General features: G+C 55.3%; 17 protein-coding genes. 1 reads left to right on the top strand and 16 read right to left on the bottom strand.

Annotated elements, in window-relative coordinates:
• Nucleotides 1-34: 34 nt before the first annotated feature.
• The 12 genes from ACR0IO_RS04445 to ACR0IO_RS04390 form a co-directional block, all read right to left on the bottom strand.
• Nucleotides 35-1,342, bottom strand: coding sequence for an ATPase (locus ACR0IO_RS04445; protein ID WP_155143332.1), 1,308 nt, complete (start codon nt 1,340-1,342; stop codon nt 35-37).
• 118 nt (nt 1,343-1,460) lie between these two features.
• Nucleotides 1,461-2,006: a prepilin peptidase gene (locus ACR0IO_RS04440; RefSeq protein ID WP_480739727.1), complete on the bottom strand. Its 546-nt coding sequence runs from the start codon at nt 2,004-2,006 to the stop codon at nt 1,461-1,463.
• A gap of 3 nt (nt 2,007-2,009) precedes the next feature.
• Nucleotides 2,010-2,861, bottom strand: coding sequence for a tetratricopeptide repeat protein (locus ACR0IO_RS04435; RefSeq protein ID WP_155143334.1), 852 nt, complete (start codon nt 2,859-2,861; stop codon nt 2,010-2,012).
• A 31-nt stretch (nt 2,862-2,892) separates the two neighbouring features.
• The gene (locus ACR0IO_RS04430) at nt 2,893-3,405 is read right to left on the bottom strand and encodes a tetratricopeptide repeat protein (RefSeq protein WP_155143343.1); all 513 of its coding nucleotides are present in this window, start codon (nt 3,403-3,405) and stop codon (nt 2,893-2,895) included.
• Between the two features lie 79 nt (nt 3,406-3,484).
• Nucleotides 3,485-4,486 carry a type II secretion system F family protein gene (locus ACR0IO_RS04425; RefSeq protein ID WP_155143335.1) on the bottom strand — a complete coding sequence of 334 codons (1,002 nt, stop codon included), beginning with the start codon at nt 4,484-4,486 and terminating at the stop codon, nt 3,485-3,487.
• Nucleotides 4,487-4,496: 10 nt separating this feature from the next.
• The gene (locus ACR0IO_RS04420; protein ID WP_480739726.1) at nt 4,497-5,465 is read right to left on the bottom strand and encodes a type II secretion system F family protein; all 969 of its coding nucleotides are present in this window, start codon (nt 5,463-5,465) and stop codon (nt 4,497-4,499) included.
• Between the two features lie 11 nt (nt 5,466-5,476).
• Complete coding sequence (locus ACR0IO_RS04415; RefSeq protein WP_170331212.1) at nt 5,477-6,925, bottom strand: TadA family conjugal transfer-associated ATPase; 1,449 nt, start codon at nt 6,923-6,925, stop codon at nt 5,477-5,479.
• Nucleotides 6,926-6,948: 23 nt separating this feature from the next.
• A complete protein-coding gene (locus ACR0IO_RS04410; protein ID WP_155139553.1) occupies nt 6,949-8,184 on the bottom strand; it encodes a CpaE/TadZ family protein in 1,236 nt (411 codons plus the stop codon).
• A gap of 197 nt (nt 8,185-8,381) precedes the next feature.
• Nucleotides 8,382-9,020, bottom strand: a complete 639-nt coding sequence (locus ACR0IO_RS04405) for an OmpA family protein (protein ID WP_155139555.1) — start codon at nt 9,018-9,020, stop codon at nt 8,382-8,384.
• 17 nt (nt 9,021-9,037) lie between these two features.
• The gene (locus ACR0IO_RS04400) at nt 9,038-10,444 is read right to left on the bottom strand and encodes a type II and III secretion system protein family protein (protein WP_155139557.1); all 1,407 of its coding nucleotides are present in this window, start codon (nt 10,442-10,444) and stop codon (nt 9,038-9,040) included.
• Nucleotides 10,445-10,638: 194 nt separating this feature from the next.
• Nucleotides 10,639-11,520: a Flp pilus assembly protein CpaB gene (cpaB, locus tag ACR0IO_RS04395; RefSeq protein WP_155139558.1), complete on the bottom strand. Its 882-nt coding sequence runs from the start codon at nt 11,518-11,520 to the stop codon at nt 10,639-10,641.
• 505 nt (nt 11,521-12,025) lie between these two features.
• A complete protein-coding gene (locus tag ACR0IO_RS04390; protein WP_155139560.1) occupies nt 12,026-12,220 on the bottom strand; it encodes a hypothetical protein in 195 nt (64 codons plus the stop codon).
• 351 nt (nt 12,221-12,571) lie between these two features.
• Between ACR0IO_RS04390 and ACR0IO_RS04385 the strand changes: the two genes are divergently transcribed.
• Nucleotides 12,572-13,435, top strand: coding sequence for a lytic transglycosylase domain-containing protein (locus ACR0IO_RS04385; RefSeq protein WP_170331213.1), 864 nt, complete (start codon nt 12,572-12,574; stop codon nt 13,433-13,435).
• 41 nt (nt 13,436-13,476) lie between these two features.
• Here the strand turns inward: ACR0IO_RS04385 and ACR0IO_RS04380 are convergent, their stop codons facing one another.
• The 4 genes from ACR0IO_RS04380 to dprA form a co-directional block, all read right to left on the bottom strand.
• Nucleotides 13,477-14,103 carry a CoA transferase subunit B gene (locus ACR0IO_RS04380; RefSeq protein WP_155139579.1) on the bottom strand — a complete coding sequence of 209 codons (627 nt, stop codon included), beginning with the start codon at nt 14,101-14,103 and terminating at the stop codon, nt 13,477-13,479.
• Complete coding sequence (locus tag ACR0IO_RS04375) at nt 14,103-14,807, bottom strand: CoA transferase subunit A (RefSeq protein WP_480739725.1); 705 nt, start codon at nt 14,805-14,807, stop codon at nt 14,103-14,105. Before ACR0IO_RS04375 ends, ACR0IO_RS04380 begins: the two co-directional genes overlap by 1 nt.
• Before the next feature lie 103 nt (nt 14,808-14,910).
• A complete protein-coding gene (gene topA / locus ACR0IO_RS04370) occupies nt 14,911-17,550 on the bottom strand; it encodes a type I DNA topoisomerase (RefSeq protein ID WP_480739724.1) in 2,640 nt (879 codons plus the stop codon).
• Nucleotides 17,551-17,724: 174 nt separating this feature from the next.
• The gene (gene dprA, locus ACR0IO_RS04365) at nt 17,725-18,876 is read right to left on the bottom strand and encodes a DNA-processing protein DprA (protein WP_480739723.1); all 1,152 of its coding nucleotides are present in this window, start codon (nt 18,874-18,876) and stop codon (nt 17,725-17,727) included.
• Nucleotides 18,877-19,023: the final 147 nt, after the last annotated feature.

Genomic DNA, 19,023 nt, shown 5'->3' with positions numbered 1-19,023 from the left:
GCCCGTGATCAGAATGGCAGGGGGGAAGGTGTTCCTAGTGGACGATATGTTCTTCTTTGACGAACATGTTGGCCCATGCGCGATCGATCAGGTCCGGGTTCATTTGATAGGGGATGCCCTCGAACTCGCAGATCGAGATCATCTGATCGATGAGGAAGATCGGCTGATAGTTCGCATAGATGTTGTTGATCGTCGGGTATTTGACTTTCAGCAGATGAACCAGCGCCGACTCATCCAGTGGCATGCCGCGTTTACGGGCAACCATGGCAAAGATCTTTAGGAAGTTTTCCTGATTCGGGCCATCGATCTTGATCTTGAAGAAGATCCGGCGCAGAGCCGCTTGGTCGAAAATCTCATTCGGGTGGAAGTTGGTCGAAAAGATAACCAGCGTATCGAACGGAACTTCGAACTTTTCACCCGACTGAAGGCCAAGAATATCTTTGCTTTCCTCAAGCGGAACAATCCAACGGTTGATCAGTGCCTGTGGCGGTTCTGCCTGACGACCAAGGTCGTCCACGATAAAGATGCCGCCGGTGGATTTCAGCTGTAGTGGCGCCTGATAGGTACGCGCTGTAGGGTTGTAGACCAGATCCAGCATGCTGAGCGACAGTTCACCACCGGTGACCACCGTGGGGCGCTCACATTGTACATAGCGCGTGTCAAAGCGTTTGCGGCGGCGAATGCTGTTGGGGTCATCGGCTTCCTGTTCGATCGCGGTGTGAACGATCGGGTCATAGACCGTAATCACCTGACCGGCATATTCGATGGCGCGCGGGACATAAACGTTATCTCCCAGCGCATCCCGAATACCGTTTGAAATCGAAGACTTACCGTTGCCCGGAGGGCCATACATCAGGATCGAGCGACCCGCACTGACCGCGGGACCCAGATGGTCCAGCAGACTGTCGGGCAAAACCAGATGTCCCATCGCGCCTGTCAACTGGTCACGCGTGACCTGAATGTTGCGGATCGACTGGCGTTTGACCTGTTCGCGATAGACATCCAGCGGTACCGGCATTGCGCCGAAATATTCGGACTGGCTGAGCGCGTCCAAAGCACGCGCTTTTCCGGCGTCGGTGAGTTGATAGCCCATCTCGTTACCGCTGTTGGCGTTCAGCGTACCTGTCGCCTGCAGGAGTTTCTGTTCGCGCGCCATGTCCACCAGTTCCTGGGTAACCGCGCCCGGCAAGCAAATGGCTGAGGCGATGTCAGATACAGTATCCACATTCTTGCGAAAGATTGTTTTCAGAAGAATGTCCCGCATCATCACCAGTGGAAGCCGCATTTCACCCAAGCCCTTGGGGGCAGGGGGGGCTACAACGGAGGTCGTCTGCATGTTCATGAGCGTTGCTCGTCTATCAGGTTGTCACGTCAAATGCCCCGAACAGGGGTCGCTTGCGGAAAATTTGGCGCAGCTTTGTGGCAGGACCAAGGCGCGGGCAAGGCGTACTGATGATGGTTTAGGAGCCGTAAAATATACCTAAAATCAAATAGATGGACAGGCTTCCGGCCAGGACAAACCCCATTGGGAAGCGATTACCCGTGTCCCAGCTTTTCCAATCCGGCGCGATACGGCGCAAAGCGGTGTATTTTACCAGCCGATGGGTGGTCACAGCGCCAAGAATTGACGCCGTAACGATGGCCATCAGAACCATCAGATCTCCCAGCCAGATAAAGGGCGCAGCTGATGCACAGAATTTTGCGTCACCGGCTCCCATCGCTCCCGCAGCAGTCAGGAGAATGGCAAAGAACATAACCACGGCCAGATGGAATAGCTGCCACAGATAGATGGGCAGCGAAAAGGACAATGGACCAATCTCTCCCTCAAGCCACGGTCCTGACCATGGAGGAAGTGCAAACAAACCAACAATGACAAATACCAAGGTCAGCGCTTTGACCGCATGGTTTTTAATCCGCATCTCCCGCATATCCGTGAATATCACGTAAAAGCAGATCGGCAGAACAAACGGCAAAAACCACATCGCGGCCGTTGCGGGTATTTGCATGATTTATGCTTCCTCGAGCGCGCGGAGCGAGCGAACAGCTTCGTCGAAATGCTGTGGATGAGTTGCAATTGCTTCGCGGAACAGGTTTTTGGCGGTCGTCAGGTCGCCCTGCTTTACGGCCGAAATTCCCATTGTATTCAACAGCTGTGCGCGTTCGGCTTGCGACATCGGAACCACAGGCATTGAATAGTTGCCCTGCGCGCTGCGGGCCAGAACCAGATTGTTCTTGGCCGTGAACAGCGACTTGTCCTGGCGGATTGCTTCGGTGAACAGACGCTCGGCTTCGGCATACTGGCCGCGGCTCAGCTTTGAATAGCCCCAGTTGTTCATAACGCCCGCCGGGCGCGTTGTCAGGCCGACGGCCGTTTCATAGAAGTGATCGGCGCGTTTCCAGTCTTTGCTGGAGTCCGCAACCAGTGCCTCCAGTCGATAGCGCTGGAACGTCTCATAAGTGGGGGGGACCGCATCCAGAGCGGCCTTGGCGCGCTTCCACTCGCCGCCGCGAACCAACGCATCTGCGTATTCGACTTTGTCGGCGTTGGTCGCACCCTTCATATCCAGAACACGTTTCCACGCAACCGCCGCTTCGGTGTTGCGCTTGGCACGTGTCAACGAAATGGCCAGACCACGCTGAAGGTCGATACGGTCCGGGTTTTTACTGGCAGCGCCAAGAAAATAGGTGACCGCCTCGTTGGGGTCGGCTGCGCTCAGCATCACATCGTTCAGGTTGGTTTCGTCGATGACGTTCACTTCCTGGAAAGTGCGTTCAACTTTTTCTTCTTCGGTTTCTTTCGCGCAGGCGGAAAGAACCAGCCCACACGCGACTGCTGTCGGAATCAGGAATAGTTGGCGCATTTTTTGCGTCCTTTTACTGCTCTCGCCTCTGTTACTGGGTTTTGCGAAGCACGAACGCACCGTTGCCCCGCTGTTCCAGCGTATATTCTTGTTCTTGAGGGGTATTATTAACAGGATTTTCCATTTTTGCGAGTGCTAACCGCAGATTGTCACGGATTGCGTCACTTTCGCCATTGTCCAGGGCGTAGGCCCTTTGAAAGACCTGCGACGCCTCGGGATACTGACCGGTTTCCATCAGCAACACGCCCAGATTATTCCACGCCACAGGCCAGTCAGGCTCGTCTTCCACGGCGCGACGTAAAAGCGTTTCCGCCTGGCCCAGACGCCTGAGGCCCAGATTCGCTGTCCCAAGCGAAGTCAGGATTTGAGGAGTCATCCCTTCATCCAAAGCAGCGCGGGTAAAGGACTCGAGCGCCAACTCATATTCCCCTGCGGCCATCAGCCTGTTTCCGACGGTTAGCTCGTCCGCGGCTTCGCCCTTTGGGTCGACTCCGGGAGGGAAAGGGCCGTTGTTCAGACCGGTGTCAGTGCAAGAAGCCACCATGGTTAGAACCACGGTGGCCAAGATTGGAAAGTTGCGAAACACCCTGATAAAGACTCCTGTAGCAGGCCTAACGAAGGGATTAGAGTCCCGAGTCCACCCCGCCGCCTTTTCCGAACTCCATGATGCCTTTTGCCGATGGACCGACCAGAATGATCAGAAGCGGGGGGACCGTCAGCATCATTGTGGCAAGTGTCATTTTGGTTGGCAACTTGTTCGCGGCTTCTTCGGCGCGCATCACGCGTTTGTCACGCATTTCGCCAGCATAGACCCGCAGGGCTTCGGCAATCGATGTACCAAATGCTGCCGATTGGATCATCACGGTTACAAATGCACTGACATCCTGCACCCCGCAGCGGGTTCCGAAATCACGCAGAACCGTATCTTTGTCCTTACCGGCCTTCATTTCGTATGCGACTACTTCGAATTCCTGCGCGATGTCAGGGTAAGAACTTTGCATTTCCGCCGCCACTCGAACGATCGCCTGATCCATCGACTGACCCGCTTCGACACAGACAAGCATCAGGTCAAGTGCATCCGGGAAGCCCGCCGTAATCGCCTCCTGGCGCTCCGCGACACGCCGGGTAATCCAGTATTTCGGGATGAAGTAGCCGATACCGCCCGGGATCAGAACGCGCATCGCCATCTGTTGACCAGTAAGCTCTTCTTCTCCGCTGGAGAACACTGTGATTAGCAGCACGCCGATCAACAGACCGGCAATGGCCAGGGCGAACTGGGCAAAGTGGAAGAACCGCACCGCATCTTTGGACTGATAGCCAGCCTGACGCAGCTTGAGTTGCATAGCAGACAGATCGTCTTCGTTCTGCGGCTCAAGAAAACTCGAGAATTTTTCGAGATTTTCGTTCCGCCCAGAGTTTCTGAGCTGATCCTTTTTACTCTTTTTTTCTTTTTTCGGCGCTGTATTCGAGCGCTGAAGCTTTTTCAGTGGATCTTCGGGCTGATTCAGCATCAGCGGAACAGTCACCAAGATCATGAAAAGACCTAAAACCCCGACAACGATAAGAGGTCCGAATTCACCCAGCTGATCTGTCAGCATGTCGTTTACATAGGTCAAGAATTCCATCGGTGACTCCTCAGACCTTAATGTTGGTCAGAATTTTCATAACGATCACGTTCAGTGTCAGCATGATGCCGACAAAGAAGCAGGCCGGAATGAAGTATGGTTCATCTATGACCGTGTCATAGTAGTTCGGATCCTTCACCAGGATGAATACCAGACAGACCAGCGGGAAACCGGACAGAAACTTACCGGACCATTGGGCCTCGGCGGTGATCGCTTTGACGCGTCTGAACAGACGAAAGCGCGCACGAATTACCTGAGCAAGCCCGGCCAGAATATCGGCAAGGTTACCACCGGACTGTTGTTGGATCGCGACGGCAACGGCCAAAAATCGCAAATCCTGCATGCCCAGACGTTCGGCCATATCCTTGAGAGCTTCACCCACGCTCCGGCCATATGCACATTCATCTGCAATGACGCCGAATTCCGTGCCCAAGGGATCCTGTACTTCGTTGGCAACAATCTGAACCGAAGATATGAACGGGTTACCAACGCGCAACGACCGAACCATGAGTTCCACGGCATCGGGCAATTGCTCTTCCATGAGCGCCATACGCTTTTTGGCTTTACTGTTCACCCAGGCATATACAGCGCCGATGCCGATGGCGACCGAGATAGCTCCCCGCAAAACAGTATCGGCGGTTGTGCCAATGCTCAGCCCCATGAAGGCCAGACCAGACAACAAAGCCATGATCATGATCAGTTGGCGGGGACTGAAGGCGATAGCCGCTTTCTGGGCCTTGTCAGCCAGCAACGAATAGAGCGGGATGCTCTGCGACTTCATGTGCTGCTGCATTTCCTTGCGTAGCTGTTCCAGCACCTGCTCACGGCCGACGCCCTTGTCGAGCATATCCAGCCGCCGGTTGACCCGGCTGTTCAAGCTGATCGATTTGCCAAACGCCACAAGGTAGATACCTTCGACCAGGAGCAAAACTCCGACGAAGATCACGACATAGATAAGCGCCTCTACGGGCAGTTGCATATCCGGATCTCCTACACTGTGGTGGGTTCGTAGATCGACGAGGGCAGATCAAAGCCCCACAGCCGGAACCGCTCGGAATAGTGGCTGCGTACACCTGTCGCGGTAAAGTGACCGATGATCTTGTTGTCTGGAGTCAGGCCAACGCGTTGAAAACGAAAGATTTCCTGCATGGAAATCACATCGCCTTCCATACCGGTGATCTCGGTGATCGAGGTCATCCGACGCGAGCCGTCCTGCAAACGGCTGGCCTGCACGATCAGGTTCACAGCCGATGAGATCTGGCTGCGGACCGCTTTGATTGGCATCTCGATACCGGCCATCGCGATCATGTTCTCCAGACGTGAGATACCGTCGCGGGCCGAGTTGGCGTGAATTGTGGTCATTGATCCGTCGTGGCCGGTGTTCATGGCCTGCAACATGTCGATAACCTCAGCGCCACGCGTCTCACCCACGATAATGCGGTCAGGACGCATACGAAGGGCGTTTTTCAGACAGTCGCGCGGGCTGACTTCACCTTTGCCCTCGACGTTGGGTGGACGGCTTTCCATCCGACCCACATGGGTCTGCTGCAGCTGAAGTTCCGCCGTATCCTCAATCGTCAGGATACGTTCAGCATCATCGATAAAGCTGGACAAAGCGTTTAGAGTGGTCGTTTTACCAGAACCCGTACCACCCGAAACGATAACGTTCAGACGGGTCGAGACGGCTGCCTGCAAATAAGCGGCCATTTCTTCCGTAAACGCACCAAAATTGACCAGATCGTCGATGCCAAGCTTGTCTTTTTTGAACTTACGAATGGAAACAAGCGAGCCATCAACCGCAATCGGCGGCACCATCGCGTTGAAACGCGAGCCATCTGCAAGACGGGCGTCAACATAAGGGTTTGATTCATCGACGCGACGACCCACAGCGGATACGATCTTGTCGATGATCCGCATCAGGTGCTTTTCGTCTTTAAAGGTAATGTCGCTGACTTCCAGCTTGCCGAATCGTTCGACAAAGATCTGTTGCGGGCCATTGACAAGAATATCGTTGACTGTGTCGTCGCGCAGCAATGTCTCCAGCGGACCAAGGCCGGTCACCTCGTCATAGAGTTCCTTGTTGAGCTGCGTCCGGTCTTCTCGATTCAGAACGATATTGCGTGTTTCGAGAACTTCGCTGGCAATTGCGCTGATCTCGGTCCGCAGTTCCGCCTCAGCAGCATTTTCCAGAGCCGCGAGGTTCAGGTTTTCCAAAAGCTCCCGGTGCAGCTCGATCTTGATCTCGCCCAAACGCTCTTTGCGTTTGCGTTCCCGATCGGATCCCGTCACCTCGGCAGCCTTCTTTTGCAGCGGTTTGCGAGCGATTGCGTTAGATTTTGCTGCCGCTGGCGCAGCTGCGGCATCAGGGGTTGGCGCCGGAGCGTTGGTCGCCGTTTCAACTGGCTGTCCGGCGGGCTGTTTCTTATATCGTGAAAACACTGCGGCTCCCCCTCGGGCTGATGTTAGGCTGCTTCGGCGTCACTTGTGCCCAGGCTATGCAGCGATTTCGCAAGTTTTGCGATTTCCCGACGTAGCGGGTTTTTGGCTGCTGAACTGGACAAGGGCAGACCGTGATCGCCACTTTGCATGACTGGCTTTCCGCCATCAGGCAGTTGCAGATCGATTGAAATGCCCAGGCTTTCGCCCATGCGTTTGACCCGACTTTTGCCATTCAGGTCGGTGAATTTGGGGGCTCGGTTCAAAGCAAAGCGAAGCTTGTTGAACGGCAGCTCTTCGGCTTGCAGTGCGCGTTTCAGGCGCAAAGCGTTCTGAGCGGAGCGCATGTCCAGCTCGATAAGAGCGAAATACACATGCGCAGCTTGCAAAACGGTTTCAGACCAGTGGACCAGCGTTTTGGGCATATCCACAATCACGTAATCAAAGTGGGCGCGGGCCGTATCGATCACACGCTGTACATCTTCAGGGGTGATGATATCCAGCGGCACCATATCCGACGGTGCAGTCAGCACTTCCATCTTTTCTTCGTAAGTCTGCAATGCAGTGCCGAATACTTCCTCGTCCATTGAGGCCGTATCAGACAGCATCTCGAACACCGTCTCGCGACGGGGCAGGTCAAGATATGTCGAGATGGTGCCATATTGCAGGTCCAGATCGATAAGGCATACCTTGGGGGCATCCTTGTCGGACACCGTTGCCAACTCCCAGGCCAGATTGACTGCAAATGTGGTCGAACCGACACCGCCGGCCAGACCTTGAACGACAAAAAGCGCACCTTCTTTGGAATCCCCATTCGACAAATGCACAGCGTCAGCTTGCGGTACATGCACCGGATCCGGCTTGTTCATCCGGTCTATTGCTTCCTGCAACTCGTTTTCCGGCAGAGGGTAGGGGACGAATTCGTCAGCACCTTTGCGCAGCAACTGATGCAATGACGCAGGGGTCACATCTTCGGCGATGAGGACAACCTTGATCTTCTTTTCCTTGGCCTGCGAGATGATCTCGCCCATCAGGGTCAGGTTGTCTTCGTCTTCGCCGTCAATCGCGAGGGCAACGAACTGAAGCGATTCGGCTTCGGGCTGGCTGAAGAAGGCGAGCGCTTCGGCAAAACCTAGATCCCCCCAACGCTCCCCCAGCGCAGCTTCCATGTCTTCGATCAACAGATCAAAATTCTGGACATCACGGCTGATCGTGCAGGCCAGGATGGCAGTATTTTCGTCTTGCGGCGTGGCGCTCGTCATAAACACAATCCTCGTCGTGAGAGCGCAGCAAACGAGAGAACGTCGAAAATCGCTATTCGGTCTGCTGTCGCCCTAAAGCGGTCAATTCTGGCCGCAGGTCACCCTATTGTTCGCAAATTCACTCGAAACTTGGGCGAGAATTTGGCGCAAAAGAACCAATTGTAGGGAATTGGGCGACGATGCCGCCCAATCTGGACTTATTGTCCGCCGCCGCCGCCGCCGCCGTCGCCGCCATCATCCGCTTGGATGATGCTGATGGCGGTCGCGCTTTCGACGTACTCGCGATAGATGACTTCGGCGTACTTGCCGTCCAGCACCAGCGGATGCTTGTCGAAGAAGCCTGAGACTTCGGTAACCGTGCGGCGATTCCGGCGATCCCGATCCTGCGTTGCAACAAGAGGTCTGGTCTTTCCGAAGGAAACGACAGCCTCAAGCCGCGATCGTGAAATCCCCTGCTGGGCAAAGAACGATACAACCGCCTGGGCGCGTCGCATGCCCAAGCTCTTGTTGTAGCCGGCCGAACCAACAGCGTCGGTATGCCCATATACGCGGAACCGCGCCTCGGGGAACTGTTTGATCCAGTCCGCCTGCTGCAACAGAATGCGCTGAGCTGATGCGTCCAGTTGGGCGCTGTCAAAGGCAAAGTTGATCTGGCTCGGTACCTCTGCCGCAAAGCGACGCGCCAGAATCTGTCCGTATGTCAGTTGGCCGGTCATCACCAGAGTGTTGTGATGACCCGCGTTACCGAAAGTACCCTGATCGATTTCATAGCCAGCTTCGCGAGTACAACCAGCGACAGCGACTGTAAGACCCAGTGTTAAGATCCACTTCTGCATTGGTCCTATCCTCTCAATCAATCCAGCACGTAGCCGTAGGAATTGCCAAAGCCTTGTTTGGCGACTTCCGAGGCTGCGCCGCTGCCATCGCGCGTCGTCCGTGAGACTTTGCCATTCACGAACAGATCGAATTCGCTGGGCGGTTTCACCCGATCCGTGGGTAGCGCCAGCGCTTCGCCACGTGTCGGAGATACCAGATGTGCGGTTACGATAATCATGAGTTCACTTTGCTGACGCTGATATTGAGAGCTGCGGAACAGCGACCCAAGGACCGGAACGTCACCCAGCCACGGGACCTGGTTGTTCGAGTCAGTAAAGTTGTCCTGAATCAAGCCCGCAATGGCAAAACTCTCACCATCCCGCAATTCAACGGTTGTTCTCGTGGTGCGGGTGATGAAGCTTGGAACACGGTCGCCGTTGATAGTGAATTCCGAGTTAGGATCGATGCTCGACACCACAGCACCCATTTCCAGGTTGATCACATCGCTGTCTGTAACCCGCGGCACGAACAGCAATTGCACGCCAAACGTCTTGTATTCGATGGCAACAACACCGTCATCCTGCGGAACCGGAATTGGCACCTCGCCACCTGCAAGGAACTCCGCTTCCTGCCCAGACAAGGCTGACAGATTCGGTTCCGCCAAGCTGCGAGCCAAGCCTTTGGCCTCCAGCGCCTCAAGCAACAAACGAACTTGCGTCGAACCTACACCGAAACCAAAGAGAATGGCGCCGGTATTCGTCTGTGTCAGAGGAATATTGTTGTTCAGTGCATTGTTAAGAGCGAAATTAGTGTTCAGGCCATTGAAGCCGCCCGTTACGTCGCCTCCTCTAAAGCCAAGCGAAGCTGTTAAGCTCTTTGCAACCGACCGGTTCATTTCAGCAAAGCGGACTTTCATCATTACCTGCTGTACGCCACCGACACTCATTAGATTCGATACGCGCTCAGGTGCATACCGTTCTGCCAGTTCCAGAGCTCGTGCCAATCGAGCCGAGCTGGACACAACACCCGAAAGCACGATGCCGTCATTTGCGGTCCGAACTTCGATTCGCTCATTCGGAAGAATCTGGCGAAGTCTCTCTTTAAATTCAGAGACATCCGGTGCAACGCGCACCCGGACGTTCGTGATCAGGTTACCTGCGCCATCAAACAGGGTCAGCGTGGTCAGACCGGGCGCTTTACCAAGAACATAGATTGTGCGGTCTGAAAGCGAGGAGATATCAGCGATGCCTGCGTTGGCGATGCTGAGTTCCGCGAACGGCTGTTCGCTTTCCACCACGATTGCGCGGTTCATCGGAACATCCAGCGTTTCAGCTGTTCCGTTTTTAACCACGCGAATGTTTTCTGCCCAGGCGGCATTGCCAACTGGGCTCATAACAAGTGCCATCCCCAACAGGGATGCACTAATCCAGGAACGTATTGTCATGTGACCTGCCTCTCCGATCACCACTCGATTTTTTGGGTCTTGCGCCCTATGGTGCCAAACACTGCGCGAATTCGGGATTTATTGCAATAATCAATGGTTTCCGGAATTTTCCTTATGTGGATAATGCGCAACATTCCAATAGATAAGGCCACACGATACGTGTGGCCTTTACCTGTTAACAGACTGAATTGATGTCAGTTTGTGCAGGGAATCTCTGTTGTGACTGTCTCTCCGCCGCGGCGTGTGCGGATGGTGCAGACTTTTTCCTGAACAGGCTGGACTTTCGGAGCCTCTTCTTCGATTCCCAACAGCTTTCTTTGGTCAACCTCGATCGCGGATGCGATGGTTTCATCCTGCACACCAACCAGCGCCAGAGACAGGCGTCCCGTGTTTTGGGCTTGCGCCAAAGCAGCGATCTGTTCGGGCGTCGCCGCAACGGTTACCGTACGCGCGATCGTTGTGCCGGTGACGTCGGAACCGGCGGTCTGGTCTACCGCAATCAGCTGAATGTTGGTCTGAATCAGTCGGGTTATTTCCCCGTCAGCGCCTTGAACAGCACCGCGAAGAGAACCGGTCCAGTAAACATCGACAATATCGTCCGGACGTAGGAAGCCTGAAACGCCCGATGCGACGTCAACGCTGATGGCGAATGCGCGCATGCCCTTTTCAAGACGAGAGGTCAGGCCAGCTGCTTCACCGGGTTTGGTGACCTTAACCTCCATCAAAGCTTCGTCTTTCTCCATCGTGCGTAAGACGAATCGGTCGCCGTTTGCGATTTCAGGGAACAGAATCGTCATATCGGTAAAGCTGCCTTCGGGAACAGCGGTCTCAGGCCACTCAACCAACCGGACATCTTCTTTCGTCAGCGGTTCGCCGTATTTAAGTGTGCGATTCGATACGACGACCTCGACGGTCGGAACGACATCAACCTTGGCATTGGCCAAGGCTTCCTGGGCGGCCTGCCGTTCACGCGCCAGCTGGGCCTGATACTCAGAAATATAGTTGCGGGCCATGTAGACGGCACCACCGGCCAATGCGACCCCAACGATCAGGACAAGTCCAAATACAGCACGCATTCGCGTCCCCTTGTATTACTGTTACTCTAGGCAAATCTCCACACGAGGTGCGGATTCATCTCGATTGGGTATAGATACGAATTGTGTCGAAAAGGGGGACAATCGGAGATTTTCTTCGGGTTCTCGATTAAACGGACTACAACACCGAAATAGTCTCGGGAAAGGGCGATTTACGCCCCTTCTTTAAAAGTTAGGCCGTCTGATCTCGATATTTGCGAGGGCCGAACCAGTTTGCGAATCCACGTGCTGAAAAGATGTCGAGAGACTCGCATAAGCAATTGCTCCTAGGCCCACGACAGCAGCAGTCAGGACAACCCAGTCTACAGTGACGGCACCGTCTTCGTTCGAAAGAAACTCGGCTAGATTGATCGGCATAGTTTCACCAGATTGGCAGCGATTTTATAAACAGGGGCCACGCCTTCGACGAAAGGCGCGGCCCCCAGATAGCTTGGTCAACCATTCAGCCTATAGAATAGTGCTGGAGGTTGGTGTGACTAAGATTAACTTAGTTGAAGTTCGGCGTGGTTACGGTAACACCGGTCAGCGCGCTTTCTACGCTGTCTGCCAGATCGCTGGCACCAGTACGAACCTGGTTGTATGCAACAGCAGCCAGAGCAACAACGGCAGCGGTCAGAACGACCCAGTCTACAGTTACGGCACCGTCTTCGTCTTTACGGAAGTTCTTGATGAACTTGATCATGTTTCGTCCCTCCTAAAGGATCTAACTCTAATTAACCTCGGCGTCTTGTCAGAGCTTTCTCTCTCAGTCAGCCCCCGATCGTCTCGGCATGGCACTATGATTGCTCTTCGTGCGTGGCAGGAATTGGGCCAAACAGCGAATTTTTCGCCTCAAGCTTAACTTTTTAGTCATTTATTTTATAACTAGTTGAAAAGTAATGGAAAAAAGTGTTGTGCCATTTGGCGGAACCGTGGGGGGCGATGCAAATTTACGCCAAATGAGGCGAAATCGCCCCATTTCGCTTTGTTTTTCTGGCCTTGCGGGAAGATTCGCGTATCAAATCAACCCAAAAGAAAAGATGAGGCAGGCAGAATGTATCTCCGGGACGCACTTACATGCGCCGGCGTTTTGGCGTTGCTATTCGCAACGGCGGCGCCTGTGCCCGCAGCTGATGTAGAGCCACGCGGCGTATACAAAAGAATCAAGGCTCCTAAGCCCGGCGCGCGACCGCGCGTGACTGTTCAGATCACCGAGGAAGAGCACGCGTCATCGCCATCAGCTCCCAGCACGGGAACAGAGTTGGTGGTGCCAGAAATCATTGCACGTGCAAAACCACCCGCCGATCTGCCTTTGCCAGATGCGCCAAAAAAACCTGTCGGATCATACAAGGCATTCTGGGAAACGATTTCACCTGAATTGGCAAAAGCCGGTGCTGGCCGACTCGATAGTGCTTTCCAGGCACTTTCGTCGACGGGTGTTACTTCACCGCGGTTGAAGACCCTTCAGAATATCGTACAGCAAAGAGGGGTCGACATTCTGCGCTCAACAATAGGCACCGAGGTCTCTCCGGCGCTGGTGCTTGCTGTGATTTCCGTTGAATCAGCGGGGCGCTCGGATGCTGTCAGCTCTGCAGGCGCGCAGGGGTTGATGCAGCTGATGCCAGCGACTGCTGAACGTTTCGGGGTCAAGGACAGTCTGAAGCCCGAGCAGAACATAGCCGGTGGTGTAAAGTACCTGGACTGGCTGATGGGGGAATTCGGGAACGATCCGATCCTGGTTCTGGCTGGATATAATGCCGGAGAAGGTGCGGTGCGGAAACACAGCGGTGTGCCACCCTATGCCGAAACCCGCGATTACGTTCCCAAGGTTCTGGCGGCATTTCAGGTCGCCCGAGCGCTTTGCGCCACACCACCTGAACTGATTTCTGACGGGTGCGTTTTCCAGACCCTGAATTGAAAAAGGCCCGCTCTCAGGCGGGCCTATCCATATCTACAGGATCAGTTGACGATATTGGCCTCAGTCGCAGCGCGAATCTCGTCCTCGGTCACGCCCTCTGCGATCTCGATGATTTTCAGGCCGCCCTCAACCACGTCCAGAACGCCCAGATTGGTGATGATGCGATTCACCACCTTCTTTCCGGTCAGCGGCAGGGTGCATTTCTTCAGCAGTTTGGATTTGCCGTGCTTGTTGGTGTGATCCATCACAACGATCACGCGGCCAACGCCCGCAACCAGATCCATTGCGCCGCCCATGCCTTTGACCAGCACGCCGGGAATCATCCAGTTGGCCAGATCGCCCTCTTCATCGACTTCCATCGCGCCCAGAACAGCGGCAGCGATCTTACCGCCCCGGATCATCGCAAAGGAGGTCGCGCTGTCGAAGTAAGACGTGCGAGACAGTTCGGTGATCGTTTGCTTACCGGCATTGATCAGGTCTGCGTCCTCTTCGCCCTCGAAAGGGAAGGGCCCCATGCCCAGCATGCCGTTCTCGGACTGAAGGGTGATGTCCTTGTCACCCACATAGTTCGCCACCAGCGTCGGAATACCGATGCCGAGGTTCACATACATGCCGTCTTCAAGCTCTTGCGCCGCGCGTGCGGCCATCTGATTGCGATCCCAGGGCATTATGCTTCCTCCTTCTTACGGGTGGTGCGTTGTTCGATGCGCTTTTCGTGCTGGCCCTGAATGATGCGATGCACGTAGATGCCGGGCAGGTGGATCGAGTCGGGATCCAGTGAACCGCGCGGCACGATCTCTTCAACTTCAGCGATACAGATCTTACCGCAGGTCGCAGCAGGCACGTTGAAGTTTCGCGCGGTCTTGCGGAAAATCAGGTTGCCAGTGTCGTCGGCTTTCCAGGCTTTGACGATGGCCAGATCGGCAAAGATGCCTTCTTCCAGAATGTAAGTCTCGCCATTGAAGTCTTTGTGCTCTTTACCATCGGCGATCACGGTGCCCACGCCGGTCTTGGTATAGAAGCCGGGGATGCCGGCGCCACCGGCACGCATACGCTCGGCCAGAGTGCCTTGGGGGTTGAATTCCAGCTCCAGCTCACCGCTCAGGTACTGACGCATGAATTCGGCGTTTTCGCCGACATACGAACTGATCATCTTTTTGACCTGCTTGGTCTGCAGCAGAATGCCGATCCCGAAATCGTCGACGCCGGCGTTGTTCGAGGCAAAGGTCAGGTTCTGAGCACCCGAGTCCTTGATGGCCTCAAGCAGCAGCTCGGGAATACCGCACAGGCCAAAACCGCCCGCCGCGATCATCATGCCGTCCGAGATCACTCCATCGAGCGCTTCGGTGGCATTGGCATAGACTTTCTTCATGGAAAACTCCCCCAATGACATGGTGATGGCGCAGGTTGTGCCGCCGCGTCACGGGGAAGTCAATGAAACCAAGGGGTAGGTGGTATTTCTACCTAGCCGACCGTCAAGTGGCCGCCTTTTTGGTCGTCTTCTTGGCAGCGGCCTTTTTCTTGGGGGCCGCTTTTTTCTTGGTACCCTTTTTTGCTGCGCGCTCGTTGACCAGTTCGATGGCCATTTCCTGCGTCACATCTTCTGGCTTGATGTCCTTGGGAATGGTCGCATTGACCTTTTCCCATTTCACATAAGGTCCATAGCGCCCGTCCAGAACCTGCATGGCGCCGCCATCCGGATGCTCTCCCAGCTCTTTGAGCGGTTTCGCGGCCGCCTGACCGCGTCGCCCAGGGTTGGCGCGCTTTTCAGCCAGCAATTCCACAGCCCGGTTCATGCCGATCTCAAATACATCGTTGGGGTCTTTGAGGTTGGCGTAGACCGGCTTTGCCTCTTCCGGCAGCTGATGCATCAGGTAAGGCCCAAATCGCCCGAAATTAGAACTGATCATACCACCTTCGGGATGTTCACCAATCTGACGTGGCAGGCTCAGCAGAGTCACTGCCTTCTCCAGATCCATGTCGTCCTTGCTCCACCCACGAGGCAGAGAGGCACGAGGTGGTTTTTTGTTTTCAGGTGTTGGTTCACCGCGCTGAACATAGGGACCAAAGCGCCCGGATTTCAGCCAGATCTCATCCCCCGCGTCTTCGCCCAGCAGTCTTTCATCACCCTCAGCACCCTCACCTGCGATGGGTCGGGTGTATGTGCATTCCGGGTAGTTCCCGCAGCCCACGAAACCGCCGGTCCGGGATGTTTTGAGGTGCAACTGACCCACACCACACTTCGGGCAGATACGCGGATCGGACCCATCTTCTCTTGGCGGATACAACTGCGGCGCCAGCGCCTCGTCCAGCTTGTCCAACACTTCCGAGATACGCAGTTCAGACGTCTCACCAATTGCAGCTGAGAAATCGCGCCAGAACTTGCCCAGCAGATCCTTGTAATCCCGGTCGCCTGCGCTGACATCGTCCAGCTGTTCTTCCAGATTTGCGGTAAACTCGTACCCGACATATTGCCGGAAGAAGTTCAGCAGGAAGATCGTAACGATCCGGCCCTTCTCCTCAGGGATCAACCGGTTCTTGTCCTTCCGCACATATTCCCGGTCCTGAATCGTGGTCACGATCGAGGCGTAAGTTGACGGGCGACCGATTCCCAACTCTTCCATCCGCTTGACCAGTGTGGCCTCGGTGTAACGCGGTGGTGGCTGCGTGTGGTGCTGCAGCGCCAGAACGGATTCGTTCTCGGACAGAACGGCCTCTTTCGCGACCTTGTCACCAGTTTCACTGGTCGCCTTCGCGAACTGATCCCGCAATGAGGCTTTGGCAAAGCGAGCCGGATCGCCTTGCATGATCTGTGGCAGGCGTTTTTCATCCTCGTCGGCCACGTCATCTCGGCCTTCTTCGTAAACGCGCATGAACCCGTCAAACAGCACCACCTGACCCGTGGCACGCAGACCAACCTGACCATCATCGCTGCCGATTTCGACCGTTGTACGCTCCAGCCGAGCTGCAGCCATCTGGCAAGCAATCGTACGTTTCCAGATCAGGTCATACAGTTTGCGCTGATCCTCATCCGTAACCTTCAGAGCCTTTGCATCACGGGTCATATCCGTTGGGCGGATACACTCGTGCGCTTCCTGGGCGTTCTTGGCCTTGTTCTTGTAGATACGCGGGCTGTCTGGAACATATTCCGCGCCATACCGATCAGCGATGGCGTCACGCGTCGCTGCAACAGCCTCGGGCGCCATGTCGATACCGTCGGTCCGCATATAGGTAATGTAACCCGCCTCATACAGCCGCTGCGCCACCTGCATGGCGTGGCGTGCGCCCATGCCGAACTTGCGGCTGGCCTCTTGCTGCAGAGTCGAAGTCATGAATGGGGCGCTGGGATTGCGCGCCGCTGGTTTAGCCTCAACCGATGTCACGCTCAGCGCGCGGCTGCTGATAGCCTGAACCGCCAGTTCCGCCTGTGTGGCATTGGCCAGATCGTGTTTGTCCAGCTTTTTACCAGCCAGAGTGACCAGGCGTGCCTCATAGGTCTGACCGCGTGGTGTTTCGAACAGTGCTTTGACCGACCAGTACTCGACCGGTTTGAAGGCTTCGATCTCCATCTCTCGCTCGACGATCAGGCGCAGACAGACCGATTGAACGCGTCCGGCCGATTTTGCGCCCGGCAGCTTGCGCCACAGAACCGGAGACAGGTTGAAGCCCACAAGATAGTCCAGTGCGCGACGGGCCAGATAAGCCTCGACCAGAGGCATATCAACCTCGCGAGGGTTCTGCATGGCCTGTGTCACCGCCTCTTTGGTGATCGCGTTGAAAGTGACCCGGCTTACCGGAGTATCCTTCTTGATGGAACGGCGCTTGGTCAGCGCTTCCTGTAGGTGCCAACTAATCGCTTCTCCCTCGCGATCGGGGTCGGTCGCGAGGATCAGTGCGTTGTCTTCCTTAAGGGCGTCGGCGATCGCCTTTACGTGTTTGCGGCTGTCGTTGCTGACCTCCCACTTCATCGAAAATTCGTGGTCTGGATCGACAGATCCGTCCTTCGGTGGAAGGTCCCGAACGTGACCATACGAGGCCAGAACCGTGTAGTCGGGGCCAAGGTATTTATTGATTGTTTTAGCTTTGGCCGGGGATTCTACAACAACTACAGGCATTTAGTGAAAAACCTCGCTCGACGGATTTGGCGCCTTCTATGGCCGTGCAAAATGTGTGGGGCAAGGAGGAATTGTCAATGCGTTCCTTAAAATGACTGTTTTCGACCGAAATCTCAGGGGGATAATCGCCTGTTTGAATTCAATAACGACTGGGGTGCCCTCCAAATCAGGCACCTAACTTGCCAGAGACAGCAATCCACCTGCCTGCCTTTGGATTCGCCCGTCAAGTTCCAGATCGACCAGCGCAGGACCGATTTCTCCGGCTGTAGCGGCGATATCGCGGATCAATTGATCCTCGGCGATGGGCGAAGGGCCAAGTCGGGACAGAATTTCGTTATGCAACCTCTGCCCATCCTTGCCTTTCTGTGCAGTATTGGGGGTCACATCCAGGCAAAGTGTGGAGAGAGATGGCTCATTGCCGGAACCAGTCGATTGCTGTGGAAGGGCCTCAATCACATCTTGCGCCGAGCGAACCAATGTGGCTCCATCCCGGATCAGCAGATTGCACCCTGCCGCCCGCGCATCGAAAGGATGGCCGGGTACCGCAAGAACCTCTCGCCCCTGATCCAACGCATCCCGGGCAGTAATCAGGCTGCCTGATTTTGCTGCGGCTTCCACAACGACCACCGCCTGTGCCAGTCCTGAAATGATGCGATTGCGGCGTGGGAAATGCCGAGCCTGAGGTGTGACCCCCATCGGCTGTTCCGAAAGGCGCAATCCGGTCTCAAGCAGATCCTCCGCCAACTTGGCGTTTTCGGCCGGGTAGATCACATCGACACCGCCAGCCATTACCGCCACGGTTCCGGTTACCATAGTTGCAAGATGAGCCGAGGTGTCGATTCCGCGCGCCAGGCCGGAAACCACTACATAACCATGCTCCGCCAACTCCGCTGCCAATGCGCGTGCCATGCGTGACCCAAGCGAGGAACAGTTGCGTGCCCCAACCATTGCGATCATCGGGCGTTGTAGAACCGACAGGTTCCCAATCGCCCAAAGCATTGGTGGGGCATCAGGCAGATTGATCAGATTCTTTGGAAAGTCAGCGGCCCCAAGGCACAAAAGCTGCGCATTCGCAGCCTTTGCGGCCTTGAGTTCCGCCTCGATCACGCCGGGTGGGCAGATTTCATACCCTTCGATTCCGGCAGCGCGTGCCATTTCCGGCAGCGCGGCCAACGCATTCTGCGCCGAGCCATGTTCGCGCAGCAGGCGCCGGAATGTCGCCGGACCAACCTTTCGCGAACGCATCAGACGAAGCCAGGAAAACCGGTCTTCTTCCGTGGTGGGTGGGAGTGTGGGGTGATGGGAAGATAGCTGCTCTTCGGTCATCCGATGCTCCGCCTGATTGCAAAACAGGTTTACGAGATGCGGGGTTAACAGCTTGTGAATCGACGAAAATTTTAAGAAGTCTGTCTAAGAATATTCCGCAGAACTTTCGTAAGTATATGATATCTAATTATAAGTGCTTCTGCGGAT

It is taken from the genome of Ruegeria sp. CE12 (assembly GCF_056537525.1).
Note: the sequence above shows the minus strand (reverse complement) of the source record. Positions and strands in the feature narration are given on the sequence as shown.